The 23,347-nt window shown below is 67.2% G+C and carries 24 protein-coding genes; 8 read left to right on the top strand and 16 right to left on the bottom strand.

The genetic code is table 11. From position 1 onward, the window contains the following. Positions 1–39: 39 nt before the first annotated feature. Entirely contained in the window at positions 40–1,068 is a 1,029-nt protein-coding gene (locus tag MUB46_RS17885; protein ID WP_261617315.1) for a TRAP transporter substrate-binding protein, read from the bottom strand. Between the two features lie 73 nt (positions 1,069–1,141). Beyond that, positions 1,142–1,807, bottom strand: coding sequence for an RraA family protein (locus MUB46_RS17880; protein WP_261617314.1), 666 nt, complete (start codon positions 1,805–1,807; stop codon positions 1,142–1,144). An 85-nt stretch (positions 1,808–1,892) separates the two neighbouring features. On the opposite strand from MUB46_RS17880, the gene MUB46_RS17875 reads away from it, so the two are divergent. Then, positions 1,893–2,930, top strand: coding sequence for a LacI family DNA-binding transcriptional regulator (locus tag MUB46_RS17875; protein WP_261617313.1), 1,038 nt, complete (start codon positions 1,893–1,895; stop codon positions 2,928–2,930). 89 nt (positions 2,931–3,019) lie between these two features. Here the strand turns inward: MUB46_RS17875 and MUB46_RS17870 are convergent, their stop codons facing one another. The 3 genes from MUB46_RS17870 to MUB46_RS17860 all read right to left on the bottom strand — a co-directional run bounded on the left by MUB46_RS17870 (position 3,020) and on the right by MUB46_RS17860 (position 5,393). Further along, entirely contained in the window at positions 3,020–3,712 is a 693-nt protein-coding gene (locus MUB46_RS17870) for a fumarylacetoacetate hydrolase family protein (RefSeq protein ID WP_261617312.1), read from the bottom strand. A 197-nt stretch (positions 3,713–3,909) separates the two neighbouring features. Further along, a complete protein-coding gene (locus tag MUB46_RS17865; protein ID WP_261617311.1) occupies positions 3,910–4,665 on the bottom strand; it encodes an HpcH/HpaI aldolase family protein in 756 nt (251 codons plus the stop codon). Further along, the gene (locus MUB46_RS17860) at positions 4,662–5,393 is read right to left on the bottom strand and encodes a GntR family transcriptional regulator (protein WP_261617310.1); all 732 of its coding nucleotides are present in this window, start codon (positions 5,391–5,393) and stop codon (positions 4,662–4,664) included. Before MUB46_RS17860 ends, MUB46_RS17865 begins: the two co-directional genes overlap by 4 nt. Before the next feature lie 252 nt (positions 5,394–5,645). Between MUB46_RS17860 and MUB46_RS17855 the strand changes: the two genes are divergently transcribed. The 5 genes from MUB46_RS17855 to MUB46_RS17835 all read left to right on the top strand — a co-directional run bounded on the left by MUB46_RS17855 (position 5,646) and on the right by MUB46_RS17835 (position 12,427). Further along, a complete protein-coding gene (locus MUB46_RS17855) occupies positions 5,646–7,181 on the top strand; it encodes an ABC transporter substrate-binding protein (protein WP_261617309.1) in 1,536 nt (511 codons plus the stop codon). Positions 7,182–7,431: 250 nt separating this feature from the next. Next, positions 7,432–8,442 carry an ABC transporter permease gene (locus MUB46_RS17850; protein WP_261617308.1) on the top strand — a complete coding sequence of 337 codons (1,011 nt, stop codon included), beginning with the start codon at positions 7,432–7,434 and terminating at the stop codon, positions 8,440–8,442. A gap of 8 nt (positions 8,443–8,450) precedes the next feature. After that, on the top strand, positions 8,451–9,308 hold the full coding sequence (locus MUB46_RS17845) for an ABC transporter permease (RefSeq protein ID WP_261617307.1): 858 nt from the start codon (positions 8,451–8,453) through the stop codon (positions 9,306–9,308). A gap of 1 nt (position 9,309) precedes the next feature. After that, positions 9,310–11,154 carry an ABC transporter ATP-binding protein gene (locus MUB46_RS17840; RefSeq protein WP_261617306.1) on the top strand — a complete coding sequence of 615 codons (1,845 nt, stop codon included), beginning with the start codon at positions 9,310–9,312 and terminating at the stop codon, positions 11,152–11,154. A 79-nt stretch (positions 11,155–11,233) separates the two neighbouring features. Further along, positions 11,234–12,427, top strand: coding sequence for an alpha-hydroxy acid oxidase (locus MUB46_RS17835; protein WP_261617305.1), 1,194 nt, complete (start codon positions 11,234–11,236; stop codon positions 12,425–12,427). Here MUB46_RS17835 and MUB46_RS17830 read toward each other — a convergent pair. After that, positions 12,421–13,206, bottom strand: coding sequence for a GntR family transcriptional regulator (locus MUB46_RS17830; RefSeq protein WP_261617304.1), 786 nt, complete (start codon positions 13,204–13,206; stop codon positions 12,421–12,423). The genes MUB46_RS17835 and MUB46_RS17830 overlap by 7 nt on opposite strands. Before the next feature lie 130 nt (positions 13,207–13,336). On the opposite strand from MUB46_RS17830, the gene MUB46_RS17825 reads away from it, so the two are divergent. Both MUB46_RS17825 and MUB46_RS17820 read left to right on the top strand, forming a co-directional pair. Continuing rightward, entirely contained in the window at positions 13,337–13,891 is a 555-nt protein-coding gene (locus tag MUB46_RS17825; protein ID WP_261617303.1) for an NAD(P)H-dependent oxidoreductase, read from the top strand. 100 nt (positions 13,892–13,991) lie between these two features. Then, entirely contained in the window at positions 13,992–15,299 is a 1,308-nt protein-coding gene (locus tag MUB46_RS17820) for an LLM class flavin-dependent oxidoreductase (protein ID WP_261617302.1), read from the top strand. A 302-nt stretch (positions 15,300–15,601) separates the two neighbouring features. Here the strand turns inward: MUB46_RS17820 and MUB46_RS17815 are convergent, their stop codons facing one another. The 10 genes from MUB46_RS17815 to atpD form a co-directional block, all read right to left on the bottom strand. Next, positions 15,602–16,180: a hypothetical protein gene (locus tag MUB46_RS17815; RefSeq protein ID WP_261617301.1), complete on the bottom strand. Its 579-nt coding sequence runs from the start codon at positions 16,178–16,180 to the stop codon at positions 15,602–15,604. Between the two features lie 283 nt (positions 16,181–16,463). Then, the gene (locus MUB46_RS17810; protein WP_261617300.1) at positions 16,464–17,339 is read right to left on the bottom strand and encodes a F0F1 ATP synthase subunit gamma; all 876 of its coding nucleotides are present in this window, start codon (positions 17,337–17,339) and stop codon (positions 16,464–16,466) included. Further along, positions 17,336–18,886 (bottom strand): F0F1 ATP synthase subunit alpha, encoded by a 1,551-nt coding sequence (locus MUB46_RS17805; protein ID WP_261617299.1) that lies wholly within the window; start codon positions 18,884–18,886, stop codon positions 17,336–17,338. The genes MUB46_RS17810 and MUB46_RS17805 overlap by 4 nt, the downstream gene beginning before the upstream one ends. After that, positions 18,867–19,616: a F0F1 ATP synthase subunit delta gene (locus MUB46_RS17800; protein WP_261617298.1), complete on the bottom strand. Its 750-nt coding sequence runs from the start codon at positions 19,614–19,616 to the stop codon at positions 18,867–18,869. Before MUB46_RS17800 ends, MUB46_RS17805 begins: the two co-directional genes overlap by 20 nt. Positions 19,617–19,629: 13 nt before the next feature. Beyond that, positions 19,630–19,875, bottom strand: coding sequence for a F0F1 ATP synthase subunit C (locus MUB46_RS17795; protein WP_261617297.1), 246 nt, complete (start codon positions 19,873–19,875; stop codon positions 19,630–19,632). Next, positions 19,872–20,579, bottom strand: coding sequence for a F0F1 ATP synthase subunit A (locus MUB46_RS17790; RefSeq protein ID WP_261617296.1), 708 nt, complete (start codon positions 20,577–20,579; stop codon positions 19,872–19,874). The genes MUB46_RS17795 and MUB46_RS17790 overlap by 4 nt, the downstream gene beginning before the upstream one ends. Then, a complete protein-coding gene (locus MUB46_RS17785) occupies positions 20,576–20,860 on the bottom strand; it encodes an ATP synthase subunit I (protein ID WP_261617295.1) in 285 nt (94 codons plus the stop codon). The genes MUB46_RS17790 and MUB46_RS17785 overlap by 4 nt, the downstream gene beginning before the upstream one ends. Then, positions 20,857–21,147 carry an AtpZ/AtpI family protein gene (locus tag MUB46_RS17780; protein ID WP_261617294.1) on the bottom strand — a complete coding sequence of 97 codons (291 nt, stop codon included), beginning with the start codon at positions 21,145–21,147 and terminating at the stop codon, positions 20,857–20,859. Before MUB46_RS17780 ends, MUB46_RS17785 begins: the two co-directional genes overlap by 4 nt. Next, positions 21,144–21,611 carry a F0F1 ATP synthase subunit epsilon gene (locus MUB46_RS17775; RefSeq protein WP_261617293.1) on the bottom strand — a complete coding sequence of 156 codons (468 nt, stop codon included), beginning with the start codon at positions 21,609–21,611 and terminating at the stop codon, positions 21,144–21,146. Before MUB46_RS17775 ends, MUB46_RS17780 begins: the two co-directional genes overlap by 4 nt. Further along, complete coding sequence (atpD, locus tag MUB46_RS17770) at positions 21,608–23,056, bottom strand: F0F1 ATP synthase subunit beta (RefSeq protein WP_261617292.1); 1,449 nt, start codon at positions 23,054–23,056, stop codon at positions 21,608–21,610. The genes MUB46_RS17775 and atpD overlap by 4 nt, the downstream gene beginning before the upstream one ends. Positions 23,057–23,347: the final 291 nt, after the last annotated feature.

The following is a 23,347-nucleotide window of genomic DNA, read 5'->3' as shown; positions in this document are numbered from 1 at the left end:
GTCCGGCCGCAGGCCGGACCGGGGTAATTGACCGCGCGGTTACTCGACGGCGGCGCGGGACGCGGCGCGCATCGACTCGATCTCGGAATAGACCGCGTCGACAAAAGCCGGGTCGAGTTCCTCCTGCAGGTAAGCCCGCATCGGCTCCTTGACGGCGGTGCGGAAGGTCTCGACTTCCTCGCCGGAAGGTGCATAGACCTCCATCCCCAGCTCACGCAGCTTGTCGACCGCGCTGACGCGGGCCTGGAAGTTGCGCTCGCCATACTCGGTGTTGGCCGCCATGCGGGCGCCCGTCACGACGATCTCGCGGAGATCGACGGGGAGGCTCTGGAAGAACGCCTCGTTCATCATGAGCGTGTTGAGGCCGAGCTGATGGCTGTCCAGGGTCATGTGCTTCTGGACCTGATAGAACGAGTAGTCGAGGGCAACGCCGGTCGGGTTCTCCTGACCGTCCACCACGCCGGACTGCATGGCGCCATAGAGTTCCACCCAAGGAACTGGGGTGGGCGAGCCGCCCATGGCCTCGACCATCTTCAGCGACATCGGGCTCGGCGGCACGCGCATGCGGATGCCTTCCATGTCGGCCGCGGTCTTGATCGGATGCACGTTGTTCGTGAAGTTGCGGAAGCCGTACGAGGCGGCCGCCAGCAGGCGCAGACCGGATTCTTCGGCCATCTTCTCGCGGGTTTCCATGAAGAAGGGCGTGTCCACGAACGCCATGCCTTCTTCATCGTTCGCGAACAGGTATGGCGTGGCGAGGATGAGCATGGGCTTGTAGAACGTGCTCATGGTCTGTTCGTCGCCGTGGGCCATCTGGATGGCGCCGCTCTTGGCCTGCTCCAGCGCGTCGGTCATGGAGCCGAGCTGTCCGGCCGGGGCGATCTCGACCGCGATCTTGCCGCCACTGGCACTTTCGACATAGGCCTCGAAGACCTGCCATCCCCTGTGCAGGGCGCTATCCGTGGATTCGCCGTGACTGGCGCGGATCGTGTATTCCTGTGCCGAGGCGGATGCCGCCCCAAGCACCATCAATGCTCCGGCGAGCGCCAATCCTTTTCGAATAGACATGTGTCTCCTCCACTTGTTGAGAGATTGGATGGTGGGAATCGTGGGTCCGGGTTCGTCCCGGATAGTCCAGGGCTCAGAGAACGCCGTATTTGTCGTAGACGTCCTTCAGCAAGGCACCCTGAAGCAGTTCGTCCCTGGTGCGGTTCTCGCTCTCGACCTTGTCGAGGGCGATCTCGATCGCTTTCTCGGCGACGGCAGCAGGAATGGCGATCACGCCATCCACATCGCCGAAAATGAGATCCCCGGGAGCGACCGCCGCGCCGGCGCACCGCACGGGAACATCCATATTCATCATCTTGCCGCGGCCCTTGGAATCGAGCGGGCCGATCCCGCCGTGAAACACCGGGAACCCGGCGGTGCGGATGTGGCGGACATCGCGGACCAATCCATCGGTGACGCACCCCACCGCGCCGCGCATCCGCGATGCCGTGGTCAGGAGCTCACCCCAGGGGGCTATCCGCGTGGTCGGGCCGTCGCATGCGAGCACCGGGACATCGCCCGGCTTCAGATCGTCGATGAGCGCGATCTCGACTTCATAGGGATTTTCGTCGGGAGAGACGGAATAGGTCGGCATGTAGAGGCCGGTCCGGGCACGACCGAATAATGTCAGGCCCTCATCCAGCGGGCGTACGAAGGGCGCCATCGCCTGGTTAGGATAGCCGAGACTGTCGAGCACATCCGACAGGACTGCCGTATAGAGTTGCGCCGCCAGCTTCTCGAAATCAAATAACGCGGGCATTTGATCCCTATTGCAGGGGTGTTAAACGTTTAACCAAGACGTTAGGGCAGTGCTTTTCGGGCGTCAACTGGAATATGAAATTGCCATGGCGAAACAGGGTGAACAGAAACGCAGCCGTCCGACCATTCATGGCGTCGCCGCGCGGGCGGGGGTCTCCACGGCAACCGTCTCGAAGGTTGTCAACGGCAAGAAGACCGGCGTTTCTGCGGAGACCCGACGCCGGGTCGAGGCGGCAATCCGGGAGATGGGCTACAGGCCCAACCGGATCGGGCGCAATCTGCGCACGCAGCGTCACGGTGCGGTCGGCCTGGCGATCGTAGACCCGTCTCCGCGCTTTCTGGCCGATCCCTTCACGACCAATCTGGTCGCCGGCCTTAGCAATCACCTGAGCAAGAACGATTTCGGCCTGCTGCTCTATGGCGTCCTGCCCGGGCGGCTGGCGGAATGTTCCCTGATCCGCATTTCCCAGGTCGATGCCATCTGCCTGAACCCCAGCGGCGATCGGGCGGAGCGCATCGAGTCCATGCGGCTTGTCGCCGGCCTGGGCCAACCTCTGGTGGTTTTCCAGGACCAGCCGGTGCCGGATCTGCCGGATGCCTGTTTCGTCCGTCAGGACGATCACGGCGGATCGGCGGCGATCGCGCGGGAACTCCTGCGCCGAAATCCGCGCCGTGCCGCCATGGTGATCACCGACATTCAATGGCCCGCGGTGGAGAATCGTGTCGCCGGGGTCTCGGAGGTCTTCGCCGACCACAATGTCACGTTGGATCTGATCCCGTGCGACGAGACCAGCGCGGTGGCGATTACGGATGCCACCACCCGCTATCTCGACCGCAACGGGATACCCGACGTCATTGTCGGCCAGAATGACCAGATCGCCATCGCCGCCATCCAGGTTCTGCGCAGCCGCGGCCTAAGGGTGCCCGAGGATGTGGCGGTCTCCGGCTTCAATGCCTTCCCCTTTACCGGCCTGGCCGTACCGCCGCTGACCACGGTCAAGTCGCGGGCCTACGAAATCGGGGTTACCGCGGCCGGGGCCATCATCGAGCGCTTGGAAAGCGGCATCTTCAGCGAGACGGATCATCTGTTGCCGCTCGAACTGGTGCACGGCCAGTCGATCTGAGCAGCCTGAGGAGAACCGCGCCATCGGGACCCACTGAACCGGCCCGGCGTGCAAGGTGCATTCACCGGCATTCCCGAGCCGCGCGGAGGCTAGCCTCCGACGGAGACTTCGAGCTTTCCGACGCCGGCGATGCTGGCGACGATCTCGTCGCCGGGTGTCACCGGGCCGACCCCGGCGGGCGTCCCGGTCAGGATCAGATCGCCGGGAAGAAGTCGAAAGCGGCGTGACAGGGTGGCGATGATCTCCGGCGTCTTCCAGATCATCTGCGCGAGGTCGCCGCTTTGCCGTTCCTCGCCATTGACCGACAGCGAGATCGCGCCTCGGTCCGGATGGCCGATCTGGGACGCCGGCGTCAGCGCGCCGCACGGCGCCGAGCCGTCGAACCCCTTGGCCACGTCCCAGGGGCGGCCGAGCGTCTTGGCCTCGGCCTGCAGGTCGCGCAATGTCATGTCGATGCCGACGCCGTAACCGAACACGCAGTCAAGCGCGGCATCCGGAGGGATATCCTCGCCGCCACCGCCCAGGGCGACGACAAGCTCGACTTCGTGATGCACCGCACCGGCATCGGCGGGATAGGGAAAGACGCCGCTGGTCACGATCGCGGTCGGCGGCTTCAGGAAGAAGAACGGCGGCTCCCGATCCGGATCGTGACCCATTTCGACGGCGTGAGCCGCATAATTGCGTCCGATGCAGAAGAGACGGGCCACGGGAAACCGTCCCGGACTTCCTTCAACCGCAAGCGAGACGATGGGGGCGGGCTCTACGACGTATTCGATGCTCATCGAATGCTCATTCGCAGTTTCAGGGGAACCGGGGAGAGCCAGTGCATGTGCCGCACCCCGGGGGGCGGATCACCGCCCGACGCCGATTAATCCTATGCCGTTTCCCAGTGACGTTGTCACGGCCCGCGTCCGCATTTTCGATCGTGTTCCGTCTTGGTCTTCCCTGCTGTCCGCATAAGCCGGAACGGACCTGACGCCTATCGTCCGGCTCCACGGTGCTCGGCGGCAAAGCCTTTGGCGACGACCGCGATATCGGCGGCCGCTACCGTCAGCGCATAGCCCTGTTCGCTGCGCGACAGCGCTTCCTCGCCGCTGGCACAATAGATTCCGCAGGGCAGGCGGGCGGCGACACAGGCCGAGCGCACCGCGTCGATCGCTGTCTCCAGCGCCGCTTCGACACCGTCAAAGCCGCCAAGCGACAGGGCGAGATCGCCGGTTCCGACGAAGACAAAATCGAGACCGGGCGTTACCGCGATCTCCGCCGCGTTGGCGACGCCCTCGGCGGTTTCGATCATGGCACCGACGACGGTCGTCTCGTTGGCCATCCGATAGTAGGCGGCAAAGTCGTGCAGCATTGGACGCACGCCACCACCGGACCGGCGGCCGTGTGGCGGAAAGCGCGCCGCCCTGACCAGCGCGGCCGCGTCGGCGGCGGTCTCGATCATCGGCGCGAGGACGCCAGCGGCGCCGGAATCGAGCGCGGTGCCGATCGTCTGGGGCAGCGAGTCGCCCGTGCGCACCAGGACCGGACGGTGGCCGCGCACCACCCCCGTGGCCTGCTCGATCGAGGTGCGATCCCACAGCCCGTGCTGGGCATCGATGACCACGACGTCGAGGCCGGTTGCGGCGGCGACCTCGATAAGCGCGGGCGAGCCAAGCGAGAACCACGCGAGCTTGATGGCCTCGCCGGCGCGCAAGCGCGCGCGCAATCCCGTTTCTGGGCCGTCTTTCATCTGCGCTGCCGCCGCTCCTCTGTATCGGACTGTCGTTTCTCCGCGTCGTTCGCCGTATCGCGGAAATAGCTTTTTTCGGCCTCGTACATGAAGGCCGCCATCCGGTCGTGCGCCGCCAGCGAATCCCGGCGGACGAAGGCATCCAGCAACAGCGCCAGGCCGTCGATCACGACCTTCTGGGTCTTTGGGTCGGCTAGCGTGCCGCGGCGGACGATCTGGGCCTGATCGGCAAAGCGCAGGATCGTGTCGGCAAGCCGACGATTGCGTAGCGCGGCGATCCAGGTCTGGCGAAACAGGGTATTGGCGAGGCCGAGCGCCTCGGCGTCACCGGCCGAGGCGGCCTGGCGCGCGTCCGCCTCTGCGCGACGCAGGATTTCGAGGCCGGCGTCATCCAGGTCGCGTGCCGCGTTCGCGGCTGCCCGCGGCTCGATCAGCTTGCGCACCTCGAAGATGTCGACGATGTCGCTCTCGTCCAGCGTCGGCAGCGCAAAGCCGCGCGTGGTGCCGACCAGATGGCCTTCGATGATGAGTTGCAGCAGGGCTTCCCGGACAGGCATCCGCGAGACCCCCGCCGAGCGGGCGATCTCGACGTCGACGAGGCGGTCCTCGGCGCTGATCTCGCCGCGCCGCAGCTTGTTGCGCAGATCCTCGTAAATACGATGGCGCAGATTGCCGCTGCCGGGGGCGGATTCGGGGCCGGCCGGAGGGCCGTCGGTCACGCTGGTCATCGCGAGGTTATCCACGAATCAGTATTCACTTGTGCATGCATGTTTCGTTCCCCATCGTTAGCCTCTTGCGCCTTGTTGGCGGAATTGTCAACGCGGCAGGGCTGAGTCTGGGCGGTTTCAGCGACATATACTGCAATTTCCGTTTCATAACTATATAGAAAAGCCTTGACAGTGTCGCTCCTGGCGCCCAGTGTTCCGAAAAATCAGTATACTAATTTGGCGATCTCGCTCGCGGATCAAGAGGAGGAAAGTATGACGAACCTGAACAGGCGGACGGCCCTGCAACTCCTGGGCGTCGGTGCCCTGGTCGCCGCGGGCGGCGTGCCGCTGGCGCATGGGACCGAGGCGCGCGACAGCGCCAGCATCGCCTGGCCGTCCGATGTGCCCTCCTGGGATCCCAATCAGCGCTTCGGGCCGGACGCCCAGCCGCTGTTCAAGATGGTCTTCGATCAGCCCGTCGGCCAGAATCCCGATCTCGATCTCGTCCCCGAACTGCTGGAGGAGTGGGAGCTGAGCGACGACGCGATGGAGCTGCGCTTCCGCGTGCGCGACGACGTCGTCTTCCATGACGGCACCAAGATGACGGCCGAAGACATCCGCTACACGTTCTTCGAGCGCATCAAGGCCGGGCACCCCATCGATATCGCCAATACGTGGCGCCGGGTCGAGGACATCGAGGTCCTATCGCCGACCGAAGGCGTCATGCGCTTCTCCGCGCCCATGCCGACGGCGCCGCAGTGGCTTGCCTTCCAGGGCGGGTTCGTGGTGCCCAAGCATTATATGGAAGAGGTCGGCCTGGAAGGCTTTCGCGAGAAGCCCGTGGGCACGGGACCCTACCGGCTCGTCGAATATCAGATGAATTCGCGGATGGTGTTCGAGCGCCACGACGCCTACTGGCGCGGCCCGGCGCCGCTGAAGCGCATCACCATCGAGGTCATCAAGGAATCGTCCGCCCGCGTGGCCGCCATCCAGTCCGGGCAGACCGATCTGACCATCAACGTGCCGGTGCGCGAGGCCGAACGCCTGGGCGAGAGCGGGGACCTGATCGCGGAACTCAATCCGATCACCCGCGTCATCCTCCTGCAGGTGCGCCACGATCTGGCCTTCGCCGACGAGAATGTCCGCCTCGCCGCGCACTACGCGATCGACAAGCAGGCGCTTTCCAAGGCCTTCTACGGCGGGGCGGCGGTGCCGCTGTCGGTGATGGCGCCGCCCGGCACGCCCGGTGATGTCGCGGACTTCGAGATCCCCTACGATCCCGAGAAAGCCAAGGCGCTGCTCGCGGAGTCCGGGTTCTCGCCGGACAACCCCGTCAAGCTGACGCTGGCGGCCACGAACGGCCATTTCCCGAGCGACTTCGACATTGCCCGCGCCTTGTTGCAAATGTGGAAGAAGGTCGGTATCGAGGCCGAACTCGACGTCATCGAGTACGCCAAGTACTTCGAGCTGAACCGCGGCGACAAGCTGCCCGAGGCGACGCTCTATTCGTGGGACAACGCCACCGGCGACCCGGAGATCTTCACCGGCTACATGCTCAATCCGGAGATGCCGTTTTCATCGTGGAAGGGCGACGAACCAGGTCCGCAGGTGCTGGAGCTGTTCAAAGAGCCGGACTACGAAAAGCGCATCGCCGGCTATCGCGATCTCAACCGCCGCGCCAGTGAAATGGGGGCCGTGATGCCGCTTCTGCAAAGCGTTCAGACCCTGGTGCGAAAGCCGGATTTGACCTACGAGAAGTTCGGCAACGGCTGGGTGCTCGGTCGCACGCTCGAATGGGACGCGGAGTGAAACGGGCGCAGTCAAACGGTGACGGGCGCATCGCGATGACGCCCGCCAACACCGGCCCGTTCGTCTCGCGGTGATCGTTGTCGGGTCCTGACGTCGTGTCGGCAGCGGCCCGGCGGGGCCAAGACAGCCCGGATCGGCCGGGCAGCCGATCGCGTCCCTCCTCGCCAGTAGGGCGCGACGGGGGCTCCGGCTCTCCGCCGGTCCATCCGCGCCGGTTGATGTCGCCGGTTGATGCCATTCTGGAGCGGCGATGTTCGCAACCATAGTCAAGCTTGTGCTGCGGCGGCTGTTGATCGCCGTCCCGACACTGGTTCTGGTGTCCCTACTGCTGTTCGTCATCCTGCGGCTGCTGCCGGTGGACCCGGCGGTCATGTCGCTGCCGCCCAACGCCAGCGTGGCGGATGTCGAGGCGAAGCGGCAGGAGATGGGCCTGCACCTGCCGCTGATCCAGCAATACGGCATCTGGCTCGGGCAGTTGCTGACCGGCGATTTCGGGACATCGATCCATTTCCGCAAGGACGTGTTTGACCTGATCCTGGCGACGCTTCCCGCCACGATCGAGCTGGCGACGCTGGCGATGCTCATGGCGGCGGTCCTCGGCGTCGCGGGCGGGCTTCTGCTGTTCTACACCCGCGACACGCGCAAGGAGCCGGTGATCGATGTCGGAACGATCGCCCTGCTGTCGGTTCCGGATTTTCTTTGGGCGCTGTTCTTCATGCTGGTCTTCGGCGTGATGTTCGACCTCCTGCCGTTCATCGGCCGGCTGAGCGCCGATGTAGAACGCCCGATGGTCACCGGCTTCCTGCTGCTCGACACGCTGCTAGTCGGACGGCTCGACGCTTTCTTCGACGCCAGCCGCCACATGATACTGCCCGCGTTGGCTCTCGGCCTGTCGGCGGCGCCGCCGATCATGCGGATCCTGAGATCGAGCCTGTTGGACGTCTATCAGGAGGACTATGTCCAGCAGGCCCGGCTGCGCGGCGTTTCGGAGCGTCGCATCCTCGTCCGCCACGCGCTCAAGAACGCGTTCCTGCCGACCCTCAGCCTCATGGGCGTCCAGTTCGGGTTTCTGTTCGGCGGCACTCTGCTGGTCGAGGTGATCTATTCCTATCCCGGCATGGGCAATCTGATGATCGATGCGATCCGCAACGCCGATCTGCCGATCATCCAGATCGTCGGCCTGACCTATTGCGTCATGGTGCTGACGATCAGCGTCGCCGTCGACGCGCTCTACCTGATCCTCAATCCCAAACTCAGGTGAGGACCGTCATGACCGGCCTACCGCTATGGCTGCGCTCGGGGCGCGTTCAGATCGGGCTCGTCCTGCTCGCTGTGGTGACGTTCTGCGCGCTTTTCGCGCCGTTTCTGGCGCCCAACGATCCCAACGAGCAGAACCTGCTGGCGACGCTGCTGCCGCCGATGTGGATGACCGGCGCCGATCCGGCCTATCCGCTCGGCACGGACAGCCTCGGCCGCTGCATCCTGTCGCGCTTGATCTACGGTGCGCGGGTAGCCCTGACCGTCGCGGTTTTCGCCTCTCTCGGTGCCATGATCCTCGGCGCCATCCTGGCGCATGTCGCCGGCTATTTCGGCGGCTGGGTCGACTGGCTCATCGGCCGCGTCGTCGATATCTGGCTGTCGTTTCCGCCGGTGATCCTGTCGCTCATCCTGATGGTCGGACTGGGCACCGGCCTGCAGAACGTCATCCTGGCGATCATCCTCGTCGACTGGACGCGGTTCTGCCGGGTCCTGCGCAGCGACGTGATGGTGGTCGCGCGCCGCGACTATGTCGCCGCCGCGCGCCTGCTCGGCTTTTCGCACTGGCGCACGATCACCCGGGAGATCGCCCCGGCCACCTGGCCGCTGCTCATCACCCTGCTCAGCCTGGAAATGGGCGTTGCCGTGGTCGTCGAGGCGATCCTGTCCTTCGTCGGCATGAGCGTCGGCGCCGATACCCCCGCCTGGGGGCAGATGATCGCTGACGCCCGCCAGGACCTCTACCTGGCGCCATGGACCCTGATCGCGCCGATCCTGGCCGTCTTCGCCACCGTGTTCGGGTTCAATATTCTCGGCGACGGCCTGCGCAGGAGCCTCGACACACGCCTGACGCAAACGGAGCGCGCCTGACATGGCCCTATTGGAAGCGGACAGCCTGTCGGTCGGCCTGCACACCAAGGACGGCGTGCTGGACGCGATCACCGAACTCTCGTTCCGCCTGGAGCGTGGCAAGACGCTGGGGCTGGTCGGGGAATCGGGTGCCGGAAAATCGATGATCGGGCGGACGATCGCACAGCTCCTGCCCAACGGCTTTGCCGTGACCAAGGGAACGCTGTCGTTCGACGGCGAGGACCTGGTGACGATGCCCCCCGCCCGGCGACGGGCGCTGCTCGGCCGCGACATCGCCTTCATTCCGCAGGAGCCGTTGTCGGCGCTCAATCCCGTGCTGACCATCGGCCAGCAGATGCGCGAGCACCTGCATCACATCGGCGGCGAGGACGGCCGACGCTGGCGCGATCGGGCGATCGCGGCGCTCGATGACGTGCATCTTCCCGATCCGGCGGGGCTCCTGGCGAAGTACCCGCACCAGCTATCGGGCGGCATGTGCCAGCGCGTCCTGATCGCCATGGCCTTCGCCAGCCGTCCCAAGCTGCTGATTGCGGACGAACCGACGACGGCGCTCGACGTCACCATCCAGGCGCGGATCGTCGCGCTGATCGGCGAGATGCAGCGCCGCGACCAAAGTGCGGTCCTGTTCATCACCCACGACCTGCGGCTGGCGGCCGAGATCTGCGACGAGGTCATGGTGCTCTACGCCGGCCGCCAGGCCGAGCACGGACCGGCCGGCACGCTCTTCACCGAACCGGCGCATCCCTATACGCGCTGCCTGGAACTGGCGGTGCCGGACATCGATGGCCCGGCCCGGGGGCTCTATGTGCTGCCCGAGCGGATGCCCGGCCTGCGCGCGATCGCCGGCCTGACCGGCTGCCGCTTCGCGGCGCGTTGCCCGCTGGCGGCGGATGACTGCCAGGCCAGGGAACCGGCCTTGTCGGAGGTGGCGCCGGGGCATCGTGCGGCGTGTTTCCGCTCCGGAGAGGTGCCCACCATCCGGCCGCCGGAGGCCGATAGCGCACCGCCGGCCGTCGGCGACGGCGTGCTTGAGGTCGCCGAACTGCGCAAGGACTACGTCACCCGCCGGCGCCTGATCAGGGCCCCGATCGTGTTCCCGGCCGTCAAGGCGGCGAGCTTCGAACTGCGCGATCGCGAGTTCGTCGGCATCGTCGGCGAAAGCGGCAGCGGCAAATCGACGATCGCGCGCATGCTGGTCGGCCTCGAACAGCCGACGGCGGGGCGGATGGCGCTGCTCGGCCGCGCGGTCGCCGGCAACGACCGCGATACGCGCGCCTTCCGCCAATCGCATATGCAGATCGTCTTTCAGGACCCGCAGTCGGCCCTGAACCCCCGCCGGCGGGTCGCCAGCATCATCACCCAGGCCCTGGAGGTGGCCGCAGAGCCGGTCAGCGCGGCCGAGCGGGCCGACATCGTCGCGCGGCTTCTCGCCGAGATCGGGCTGGCGCCGGAAACGGCGTCGCGCTACCCCTCGCAACTGTCCGGCGGACAGAAGCAGCGGGTCAACATCGCGCGCGCCATCTGCGGCGTTCCGCGTATCCTGGTGGCCGACGAGATCGCCTCCGGTCTCGACGTCTCGGTGCAGGCCCAGCTCATCAAGCTGTTGCTGCGGCTGCGCGAGGAGCGCGGCTTTTCGATGCTGTTCATTTCGCACGACCTAGCCGTGGTGCGCCACCTATGCGACCGCGTGCTGGTGATGTTCAAGGGCGAGATCGTCGAAAGCGGTCCGACCGACGACGTGTTCCTGAACCCGCGGCACGACTATACGCGCACCTTGGTGGCCTCGGTGCCGCGCGGCGCGTCGGCCGAGACGCCAGCGCCCCGGCGTCTGAGTGCGGTTCAATGACGGTGCTGGCGCCTGGGCGCGCCGTCGTCGCGCCGGCCGATCGCGACGGGGGCGGACAATGCCGCAAGATGCCGAGCCCATGATGAGTCGCCGCCACTATGGCGGGCGCAATCTGGCCCGGGCGGTCTCGTTTGCGGACCTGCGCCGGATGGCACAGCGGCGTCTGCCCCGGTTCGTGTTCGAATATCTCGAAGGCGGCGCCGAGCAGGAAGTCACGTTGCGTCGCAACCGCGCCGTCTTCGACGACATCCAACTGATCCCGCGCACGCTGGTTCCGCTCGATCGTATCGACCTCTCCACGACGTTGCTCGGAAGCCCGGTGCCGTTGCCGGTGGCCGCCGCGCCGACCGGATTCAGCGGTCTGCTCTGGCGTCACGGTGATGTTGCGCTGGCCAGGGCCTGCGCGCGGATGGGCGTTCCGTTCATCCAGAGCACCGTGTCGAACGCGCGCATCGAGGATGTCGCCGCCGTCCCCGGCCTGCGGCACTGGTTTCAGCTCTATGTGTTCCGATCGGAGGATTTCCTCGAGCGCCTTCTCGCCCGCGCCGAGGCGGCCGGATGCGAAGCGCTGGTCCTCACCGTCGACAGCAGCATCTTCGGCAACCGGGAATGGGACAAGCGCAACTATCGCTCCGGCACCGATCCGACGCTGGCGAACAAGATCGAAGTGCTGCGCCACCCGCGCTGGCTCGCCAGCGTTCCGGCCAAGGGCGTGCCGAGCTTCGGCAATCTGCTCGAGTTCCTGCCGGAGAACCGGCGCAAGATGGTGCATGCGGCGAACTGGGCCCGCGATGCGATCGACACCGGTCTCGACTGGGACAGGGTCGGCTGGCTGCGCAAGCGATGGACCAGGCCCCTGTTGATCAAGGGGCTGCTGTGCGCCGACGATGTCGCCATGGCGCTCGCGCAGGGCGCCGACGGTGTCGTCCTCAGCAACCATGGCGGGCGACAGCTCGACGGGGCGGTCTCGCCGATGTCCGTGCTGCCGGCGATCGCCGAGGCGTTCGCCGGGCGGCTGACGATCCTCGTCGACAGCGGGTTTCGACGGGGCACGGACGTGCTGAAGGCGCTCGCCCTGGGCGCCGATGGTGTCCTTCTCGGCCGGACGTTGCTGTATGGCCTGGCTGCCGGCGGCGAGGCCGGCGCGGGGCGGGCGTTCGACATCCTCTTCGAGGAGACGCGCCGGGCGGCCGCGCTGTCGGGCTGCCGGACGCGCTCCGAGATCGTCGCCGACCGGCTGGTCGTCCCTGCCAGGGGCGATCCCGCCTACTGAACCTCGTTGACGTAGCGGTGGCTCGTCGTGTCGGCGTGATGGATCGCCAGGATCGTCGGCGTGTTGGTCTGGTCGTAGGCCATCTCCTCGATGACGAGCACCGGCGCGTTCGGCGGAAGCTTGAGCGCGCGGGCGATCGTCTCATCGGCCAATTGCGCGCTGAGCTGCTCGCGCACCGCCGAAATCCGCACGCCGTAGGCCTCCGCGATATGGGCGTAGAGCAGGTGCGGCAGGTCCTCGGCCGGGCGCGATAGCCCGGGAAAGCGCGCCGCGTCCATGACGAAGCGGTCGTGCATCACCGGCTTGCCGTCGGCGTAGCGCACCCGGTCGATCCGCAGCACTTTGTCGGCTTCGCCCAGATGCAGTGCCTCGGCCTCCGTGGGCGTGGGCGACGCCACCTGCACCGAAAGCGGGCGGGACTCGGCGGTGGTGAGCGCGCCGTCGGCGCGGTGCAGCCGGAAGTACTTCATCAACAGCGCCAGGCTGTGCTGCGGCGTCCGGCCGGTGACGACCGTGCCGGTCTTGCGGCGGCGGCTCAAAAGGCCGTCATTGGTGAGATCGAGGAGCGCCCGGCGCACCGTGCCGGTCGCCACGCCGAACTGCTCGCCGAGCGCGATCTCGCTGGGCAGCACCGTGCCGGCCGGCCAGCGCCCGGACAGGATGGCTTCGGTGATCTGGCGCTTGACGACCTCGTACAGCGGCATGCTGTGCGCCGCGGCGGGCGTGGGCCAGGGCGCATCGCGACCCGTCGCGGGCTTGGCGTCGTCAGAGGCGGACATTCGGCTTGCATCCCTTATTTATATAAACTATATAGTAATACCACAAACAAGGCCAACCGACATGCGTTTCGGGCGCACCGGAGCTCCCGCGTGTGTCAGGGGGCGCCGGCAGCAGGAGGAGAAACCCATCATGCCGATTCGACAGAGTGTATTCGCCTTCAGCGGCAGCGCCAGCCGCCCGTCCAAGACGCGCGCGCTGGTGGAGACCGTGGTCGAACGCCTGGGGCGCCATGCCGACATCGACGCCCGCATCGAGGATTGCGGCAGCTTCATGAGCGAGCCGTTGACCTACGACCGTGGTCGCCTTTGCGAGGCGGGACGAACGATCCTGGACGGGATCGAGCAGGCCGACCTGCTGGTCGTCGGCTCGCCGGTCTACAAGGGGTCCTATTCCGGCATCTTCAAGCATGTCTTCGATCTCGTCGATCCGATCAAGCTCCACAACAAGCCGGTGCTGATCTGCGCGACCGGCGGGGGGCATCGTCACGCCCTCGTCGTCGAACACCAGCTTCGTCCGCTCTTCTCCTTCTTCTGCGCGCGCACCGCACCGGTGGCCATCTATGCCGGCGACAGCGATTTCCGCGACGGCGCGGTGGCGGCCCCCGATCTCAACGACCGGATCGATCAGGCGGTCGCGGATTTCGCCATGATGGCGCGCCAGCCGATCCTGCAGGTCGCCTGCTGAGCGGCGCTCGGCCCCTCTTTCCATCCCGAATCCGCCGTCGCCGGTACAGCCGGCCGGCTGTGCCTTTTTCGGCTCATCACTTTCGAAGACAGGAGCTGTCATGAAACAGATCAAACTCGGACTGTCGGCCTGGCGCATGGGCTATCACATCGCCGCCTGGCGGCATCCCAGCGTGCAACCCGACGGCTCCATGGATCTGAGCCATTTCAAGGCGGTCGCGCAAGCCGCCGAGCGTTACCGCTTCGACCTCATCTTCATGCCGGACGAGCTGGCCATTCGCGGCGAGGACAATCCCGAGGGCGCGCGCAGCCGCGGCAGCCATGTCGCCGAGCTGGAGCCGATCACCCTGCTGTCGGCTCTCGCCGCGCTGACGCAGCATGTGGGTCTGGTGTCGACCGGGTCGACCACCTACGCCGAGCCTTACAACACCGCCCGCCAGTTTCTGTCGCTCGATCATCTGAGCAACGGCCGTGCCGGCTGGAACGTCGTCACGTCCTGGGGCAAGGAAGACGCGCTGAACTTCGGCCATCTGGCCGCGCCCGACTACAACCTGCGCTACGAGCGTGCCTCCGAGTTCGTCGACGTGGTGCGCGGCCTTTGGAACAGCTGGGACGCGGACGCCTTCCTGCGCGACAAGGAGTCCGGCCTGTTCTTTGACCCTCAGAAAATGCACGTCCTCGATCATAAGGGCGACCATTTCAACGTTCGCGGCCCGCTGCACATGGCGCGCTCGCCGCAGGGCGAGCCGGTCATCTTTTTCGCCGGCGACTCGGAGGCCGGCCGCGATGTGGCGGCCAGGGCCGCGGACGTGGTCTTTACCGCCAAGCAGACCCTTGAGGACGCCCAGGCCTTCTATGCTTCCGTCAAGGGCCGCCTGGCCGCGAACGGTCGCACCGAGGACGAGCTGCTGATCATGCCCGGGCTGATGCCGATCGTCGGGCGCACGCGCGAGGAGGCCGAGGCGAAGCACGAGGCGCTGCAAAACCTCATTGACCCGCTGATCGGTCTGGCCTCGCTCTACGACCGACTCGGCGATCTGTCCGACTACGATCTCGATGGCCCGGTGCCCGAGCCGAAAGACCCGGCATTCCGCAGCCGCGCAGAGGTGATCTACAAGCTGGCGCAGAAGGAAGGCTACACTATCCGCCAGCTCTACATGGCGCTGGCATCCGGCCGGGGCCACCGCGTGGTGATCGGTACCGCCGAGGACGTCGCCGACGCCATGCAGGAATGGCAGGAAGGGCGCGCCGCCGACGGCTTCAACATCATCCCGACCCATCTGCCCGAGGCGCTCGACGATTTCGGCACCCTCGTCATTCCCGAGCTGCAGCGGCGCGGGCTTGTGCGAACCGAGTATGACGGTACCAGCCTGCGCGACAATCTCGGCCTGCCGAAACGGGGGCTGTAATGGCCTTGCCGGCGGTAGCCGTCAGCCGCCGGCGCTGAAAGATTCCATTGTCGGTGAGGCGCGGCCGGTCGAACGGCCGTCCTCGTCGACGCCGCGGCTCGCCGGAGCCAGCGCGAACAAGTGATCCCAGCCAATTATTGCCGCGGTTCGAACCGCGGTCCTAGCCGTGGCGCGCACCCGCCGGGATGCCCCGACCTTGGCCCGACGACGGTGCTGTCTCCGAAGAGCACCGATCGTCCGCCCGCTCGCGCTTTTCCCAATATGCCGGTCGTCGCCAAAATCCGCCGAAACGGCGGGAACGGTCATGACGGCCACTCGGGCGCATAACGCTTGAGCGTCTCGTAATACCGCTCGGCCGCCTCGGTCCAGGACCAGGGGCTGCCGACATCCGGCAGCGGCTCGGGCAGGGAAATCCATGGCCGCGGCTCCGGCGCCATGAAGTGAAGCTTCTGCGCAGCGAGCGCGCGGGCATCGACCCGATTGACGGCGGCGGCGACCTCGACCGGCGGAGGCCAGGCGAGGCCGAAGCGGGTGTGGATGGCGGCGGCGGCGCGCAACCGCAGCTGACGAACAGCGGCCAGTGCCATCGGTGCGAGCACGGTCATCGCGTTCACTTTCGGGCCCTGGTCGTCGCCGAGATACGCTTCGTGGCCGTCGTTCAGGAGACCGTAGGCGCGAAGGTCGCGTGGCAGCGCCTCGGCGACGAACACCGAATGCTGGGCGACCGAAATCACGATATTCGGCGTGGCGCCGGCGAACCGGGGGATCTTGGCGAGGTGCTCGGCCAGGTCGGCGGGATGTACCTGCTCGGGAGTCGGCTCGAGCAGGTCGAAGGCGCCGCCGCGCGCCGTCTGAACCCATGTGTAGGGATGATTCGTCATGCTCGACTGGCCTCCGCCTCCAGCCTCGATAGCCCCGCGGCGAACGCTGCCGCACTTCGCAATCTGACCCTTCTGGCCTTGTTATCCATGATCAATGAAGCTGCGGCATTACAGCGGTCTGCTGCGCCGCACACGAATACGGTCGCCCGCCGCACACCGTACGGCAGCCATCCGTCTCTGCATCCTGCGTCGGTCGTGGATAACGACCCGTAAATTTGGCGTGTCGTGACGCACCGAATTCCGTGATTGTGGAAAACCGGCCGCTCCATCGTCGCAAGCGGGCTCAACGGAGGCCGGACTCCTGTTCGGCGGTGGCGCCGGCGGCCAGTTCGACGATCTCGTTGGTGATTTCTTCCTGGCGCAGGCGGCGGTAGACGGCGGTCAGCTCGTCCAGCTTCTCGTCGACGTTGTCGCGGGCGGCGATCATGGCATGCATCCGCGCGTCGTTCTCGGCCGCGAACGACACCATGATCGCCTCGCACAGTTCGGCGAACAGGTACTCTTCGGCCAGTTGCGCGACAAGCGTCCCGGGTTCCTGCGTGACCAGCGGTGGCACCAGGCGAGGCGAGACGGGAAAGCGGCCGAAATCGAGCGGAACCAGAGCCCGGTCCACGATCTCGATTGCTCCACCCGAGGCCGGGGTGGCGTGAACGATGTCGGCGCGGGTCGCCCCTGCCGACAGCCTCTCATAGACGGCGTCGGCCAATCGATTGGCGAGCGACGGCACTTCGTCGGCATGGGCCGCCATGGGTGCCGACCAACCGACCGACAGCCCACGTTCCGCGGCAACCATGAGCCCGCGATCACCTGCCAGGAGCAGGTCGGTCGGCGCGCCGTCCGCAGCCTGCGTATGGCGCTCGACGGCGGCGAGCACCCGCTCGTTGAAGGTTCCGGCGAAGCCCTGCTCGGAGCACAGGGCGATGACGATGCGGCCCCCGGTACCGTGTCGGGGTTCGGCGGCAGTCGCGGAGGCGGGCAGAAGGGCGAGTGCTTCGCCGATTGCGTTGCCGACCGTGTCCGCATAGGCGCGAATGCCGGCAAGCCGCGCCCGGGCTTCGCGCGACCGGGAGGCGGCGATGCCGCGCATGGCCGTGATCACCAGTTCAAGCTGATGGACGCTGCCCATGCGCTGTTCGACGTCGTTCAGCCGTTCGGTCATGGCGCTGCGGCCTCGGCCTGCGATGCGGCCGTGACGTCTGCCACCAGGGACGAGACGGCCTCGACGAGCGCTTGCCGCACGGGGGCTTCCAGCGCACCCGCTTTCGTCACGGCGTCCACGGCCTGCGCCGCGTGAGCGTCGAGGTGGCCGGCGAGCCGCGCCCTGACGTCGTTCATCGTTTCGGTCGGGCAGGTATCGAAGATCCCGTCGGCCAGCGCGGCAAGCAAGGCCACCTGATCGGGCAGGCGCAGGGGCGAGAATCGCGGCTGGGCGAGCAGGGCGCGGATACGTTGGCCCCGGACGATCTGTGCCTTGACGCGGGTGTCGGATATGCCGCCGAAGCGGGTGAACATCTCCAGTTCGAGAAACTGCGCGTAATCGAGGCGCACGCGCCCCGACACATCGCGCAGGGCGGGTTTCTGCGCCTTGCCGCCGACCCGGCTGACGCTCAGGCCGACATCGACGGCGGGCCGCTGGTTGGCCGCGAACAGGCGGGAATCGAGGACGATCTGGCCGTCCGTGATCGAGATCAGGTTCGTCGGGATATAGGCCGACAGGTTGCCGGCATCGGTTTCCGCGATCGGCAAGGCGGTCAGCGACCCGCCGCCGAGCGCTTCGGAGAGCTTCGCCGACCGCTCGAGCATGCGCGCGTGCACGTAGAAGACGTCGCCGGGGTAAGCCTCGCGGCCGGGAGGTTCGCGGGTCAGCAGCGCCAGTTCGCGGTGCGTGGCGGCGTGTTTGGTCAGGTCGTCGATGACGATCAGCACGTCGCCGCCGCGATCGCGGAAGTATTCCGCGATCGTGAACCCGGCGAAGGGGGCGATCCATTGAAGGCCGGGGGCGACCGCGGCGGGCGCCGTCACGAACACGCAGCGTTCCGGTGCGCCGTGCGCGCGCACGGCCTCGATCACCCGTTCGATCGCGGAGGCGCGCTGCCCGATGGCGACATAGACGCAGACGATATCGGAGTCCCGCTGGTTGATGATCGCGTCGACGGCCAGCGACGTCTTGCCCGTCGCGCGGTCGCCGATGATCAGCTCGCGCTGGCCGCGCCCGAGGGCGAAAAGCGCGTCGACGGCGAGGATCCCGGTCTGGACCGGTTCGGAAACGAGGTCGCGCTCGATGATGGCCGGCGCCGGCCGCTCGATGGGGTGGCGCTCTTCGGCCGCGACCGGCTCGTCGCGGTCGAGCGGCCGGCCGAGAGGATCGACGACGCGGCCCAACAGGCCCGGCCCGACCGGAACGCGGACCACCTCGCCGGTGCCGGAAACCCGGCTGCCGGCCTCGATCTGCGTCACGTCGTCGAGAACGACGACGCCGATCAGGTCGGCGTCTAGCGTCATGGCGAAGCCGTAGCGATCTCCCTCGAACCGCAGCAGTTCGTCCAGCCGGGCGTCGGGCAGGCCGGAGACGAAGGCGATTCCGTCGCTGACCCGTTCGACGCGCCCGATGGTTTCGACCTGCGGCCCGAGCCGCGCGCTCGCGACAGCCCTGCGGCTCCGCTTGAGCCACTGCTTGTCGAGACCTTCAGGCTTGGTTTTCGTCATGGCGGTTCAGGTCGGCTAGCAGACGGTCGAGGTCCGCCCGGAAACTGTTGCGAACCTCGGCGTGCGGCCCGCGCAGCTCCAGGCCGGCAATCAGCTTCGGATCGACGGACACGGCGATCTCGACATCCCGGTCCAGCGCCTTCTTCAACGCGTCCCGGCAATCGGATCGCTCGCGGTCGGTCATCGGTCGCGCCGCGGCGATCTGCAACGGCGTCCCGTCGGCGCCGAGATCGGCACGGATGTCGTCCGGCAAGGCGGCGACGCCGTCCGCCAGGCCATCGACAAAGCCGGCGACGCGCGCCTGGTCGGGAAGGCGGTCGAGCAGCCGGGCGGCGATGTCGACGGCCAGGCTGCCGGCCTTCTCTGCGACCTTGTGCTGACCGGCGGCCTGCGCGCGCTCGATGTCCTTCTCCGCTTCCGAGCGGATCTTGTCGGCCTCCTCGCGCGCCGTCGCGATCAGGGCCGCCTTCCGCTTCTCGGCTTCCTCGCCGGCCTGCTTCAGGGCGTCACCGCGGCTTGCGGCGAGCCTGGCGGCTTCGGCCTGCGCCTTCGCCTTTTCGTCTTCCGCGGCCGCCTTCGCGGCCTCGGCCTGATCGACGATCCGGTCCGCGGCGGCCTGTCGCCTGGCGAGGATATCGGCGACCGGCTTGAACAGGAACCGGCTCAGCAGCCAGACGAGGACCAGCGCGTTGATCGCCTGGAGCCCGAGCGTCCACCAGTCGATCCGCATGTCCCGACCGCCGCTACTGGACGAACGGGTTGGCGAACAGCACGAGCAAGGCGATGACAAGGCAGTAGATCGCCATCGTCTCGATCATCGCGAGGCCGACGAACAGGGTGCGCGACAGCGTCCCGGCGGCCTCCGGCTGGCGCGCGATCGCGTCCATCGCCGCGGCCACCGCGCGCCCTTCGGCCAGGGCCGGCCCGATCGCGCCGAACGACACGGCGATCGCGGCCGCGAGGATGCTGACTATCTCGATCCAGTTCATGACTTGCCTCGTGGTTGGTCGTCGCCGTCGGATCGGCCGGATTGCGTCTCGCTCACCGCCGCGCCGATGAAAACCGTCGCCAGGACCGCGAAAATATAGGCTTGCACGGTGCCGGTCAGCAGATCGAGCGCCATCAGCGGAATGGGTACGAGCAGGCCGGCGAGCGACAGGATGATCCCGATGATGAAGACGCCGCTCATGATGTTTCCGAACAGACGCACGATGAGGGAGAAGGTGCGGGTGAACTGCTCGACGACGTTGAGCGGGATCATCACCCATGTCGGTTCGGCGAACGTCTTGAAATAGCCGGCGGGACCGCGGGTGCGGATGCCGAAATAGACGGTCGCGCCCAGCACGATCAGGGCAAGGGCCGCGTCCGTCTCCAGATGCGCCGTCGGCGGTTCCACCCCCGGCACCAGCGAGGACCAGTTGGCGATGAGCACATAGACGAAGATGGTGCCGATGAGTGCCCGATAGGGGGCGGGGGCGACCTGCATCGTGTCGCGGATCTGGCCGTCTATGGCGTCGACGAGAAGCTCCAGCGCCGCCTGGGCCCTGGAGGGGCGAAGCGACAGGTGGCGTGTGGCGATGAAAGAGAAGGCGACCAGCAGCACCATGATCGCCCAGGTCACGAGCACCGGTGCGGTGATCGGCATCGGGCCGATGTGGAAGACCGGTTCGAGGACGAAGGGAGATGCGGTCATCCGACGGGTCCCACGCGCTTGATGACGGCCTGACGGGCAACGAGCAGTCCCAGTGCGCCGGCCAGCAGCGGCAGCGCGCCCAGCCGCGACAGGAGGACGAAGACCGCGGCCAGCAGGCCAAACCGGCCGAACTGGATGGCGAGCGCCATGACCATGGACCCTGATCGCGCGAAGATTTGCGTGTTCCACCACAGCGACCCGAAGTGCACGGCGCCGACGCCGAGGCCGACGAGCAGCCCGAGGCCGGACTGGGCGATCAGGGACATGGTCGATGCGCTCATTGCCTGTGCATCCATCTCCATGCGGACCAGAAACCGAAAGCCGCCCCCAGCATCAGCAAGGGCGCGGAAAAGAACACGCCGGTCTCGAATACCCGATCGAGCCATCGCCCGGCAAAGAGGCCGACCAGCGTCGGTACGACGATGGTCCAGCCGAGGATACCGATCTGCCCGAACCGCATTCCGAGCGAGGGTTCGGGATCCTCGCGCGCCCCTTGCGTGCGTGCGGCGGCCCGCCGGGCGGCTTCCGCCAGCTTGCCGGATTCGTTCGGGCCGTCGGTCTCGCTCACGGCGTACCTTTCTCCCGATCCGTCGACATCCGGTCGGGCTGTGGCCAATCCTGCTGTCGTTCCGGTCGAAGATACCGCATGAGCTGGCGCACGGCACGGGCGTGGAGGCGCGTCTGCTCGACGCGGGCACGCCGGTCGGCGTCGGACTCCTCCGCGCGCCGGGCACGGACCATGGCCGCCAGCTTGCCGAGGTCGTCGCCAAGGACGCCCTGTCGGCAGGCGATCGCCACCTTTTGGCCGTCGCTGACCGACAGGACGCCGCCGCGGACCGCGCAGAAATGTTCGGCATCGTCGGGCGTGCGCCAGCGAACGACCGAGGCCGGCAGCACCGTCAGCATGTCGGTATGGTTGGGAAGTATCCCGAAACTGCCGCTCAGGTCCTCGGCGCGCACGGACCGGATGTCGCCGCGGTCGACGAGCACGGCCGCCGGCGTGGTGATGACGAGATGCAGCGCCCCGCTCACCGCTCGGCGCCTCCGGTTCGCGGCGCGTTCGCCGTGGTCCTGGCCGACTTCTCCTTGTCGCGGCCTTCCGCGAGCGTGCCGATCATGTAGAGCGAGCTTTCCTGCCAGTCGTCGCACTCGCCGGCCAGGATCGCCTTGCAGCCGGCGATCGTATCGACGACGTCGACCGACCGGCCCGGAACGCCGGTGAAGGCCTCGGTGACGCCGAAGGGCTGGGTGAAGAACCGCTGCAGCCGCCGCGCGCGTTCGGCAATGCGGCGGTCCTCGGCCCCCAGTTCCTCCATGCCCAGCAGGGAAATGACGTCCTGGAGCTCTCGGTAGTGCTCAAGCGTCTGGCGCACCTGTACGGCCACGTCCGCATGCTCGTCGCCGACGACGAGCGGATCGAGCAGGATCGAGGACGAGCCGATCGGGTCGATGGCCGGGTACATCCCCTCGGCGGCCATGGACCGCGACAGCACGACCATGCTGTCGACATGGGCGGCGATCGTCGTCACCGCGGGATCGGTGAAGTCGTCGGCGGGCACGTAGACCGCCTCGATGGCGGTGACGGACGCGCCGCCGACCGAGGCGATGCGCTCCTGCAGCGCGCCGACCTCGCTGGCCAGCGTCGGCTGGTATCCGACCCGCGAGGGAAGGCGTCCGAGCAGTCCGGAAATCTCCGCACCGGCCTGAACGAAACGGAAGATGTTGTCCATCAGCAGGAGCACGTTGCGATGGCCCTCGTCGCGGAAATACTCGGCGACCGTGAGGGCCGACAGCGGCACCCGCCACCGCGCGCCGGGCGGCTCGTTCATCTGGCCGTAGACGAGCACGGTCCGGTCGAGCACACCGGACTCCCGCATGTCCATCAGCATTTCGTGGCCCTCGCGGGAACGTTCGCCAACGCCTGCGAAGACGGAAATCCCCTGGTAGCCGGAGACCATGGCGTGGATCAGCTCCATCACCAGTACGGTCTTGCCGACGCCCGCGCCGCCGAACATGGCGGCCTTGCCGCCCTGCGCGATCGGGGCGAGCAGGTCGATCACCTTGATGCCGGTCGCAAACAGGTCGGTCGTCCCGGCCTGCTGCGCGAGCGGGGGCGGGCGGCGATGGATCGGACGTCGCGGCACGTCACCGGGCAGCGGCGCCCCGCCGTCGCCGATTTTGCCCGTCACATCGAGAAGGCGGCCGAGAACGGCATCCCCGACCGGCATTTCCAGCGGGCCGCCGGAGAGCCGGGCCCGGGCGCCGCGCTGGAGCCCGGTGGTCGGCTGAAGCGCGACGGCGCGCACGACATGCTTGTCGCGATGGGCCTGCACCTCGGCGACGATCGGCCTCGAGCCCGGTCCCTCTATGACAAGGGAATGATCGATCGGCGGGAGCGGCGCGGCGGCGAACGATACATCAATGACAGCGCCGCGCACCGCGACCACGCGCCCAGAGACCTGTTCCTCACTTCCCATCGAAGTGTGCTCTTCGCCAGTCGGTTGGGCATTCGGACGGAGTCCGCCGGACAACCGTCCGTCGACATGGTGCCGAGGTGCGTGACGCTGGTCAAATCGTTGTTACCGAACCGATGGTCAGGCGCCGACGTGCGGCGGTCTCGGAAGTCGGCTTAACGGTTGATCATGGCCCGTCGGGGCCCGAGTTATCGTCAGGGAAGGGCCGCGGCGCCGCCGCCTCGCCCAGTGATCACGGGCGTTCAAGCGAAACAGGGATCTCGGTTCGGGACTGTCGCACCACCCGGTATCCCC

The organism is Microbaculum marinisediminis, assembly GCF_025397915.1.
GTDB classification, from domain to species: Bacteria; Pseudomonadota; Alphaproteobacteria; order Rhizobiales; family Tepidamorphaceae; genus Microbaculum; species Microbaculum marinisediminis.
This window is presented reverse-complemented; position numbering and strand designations above follow the sequence as displayed.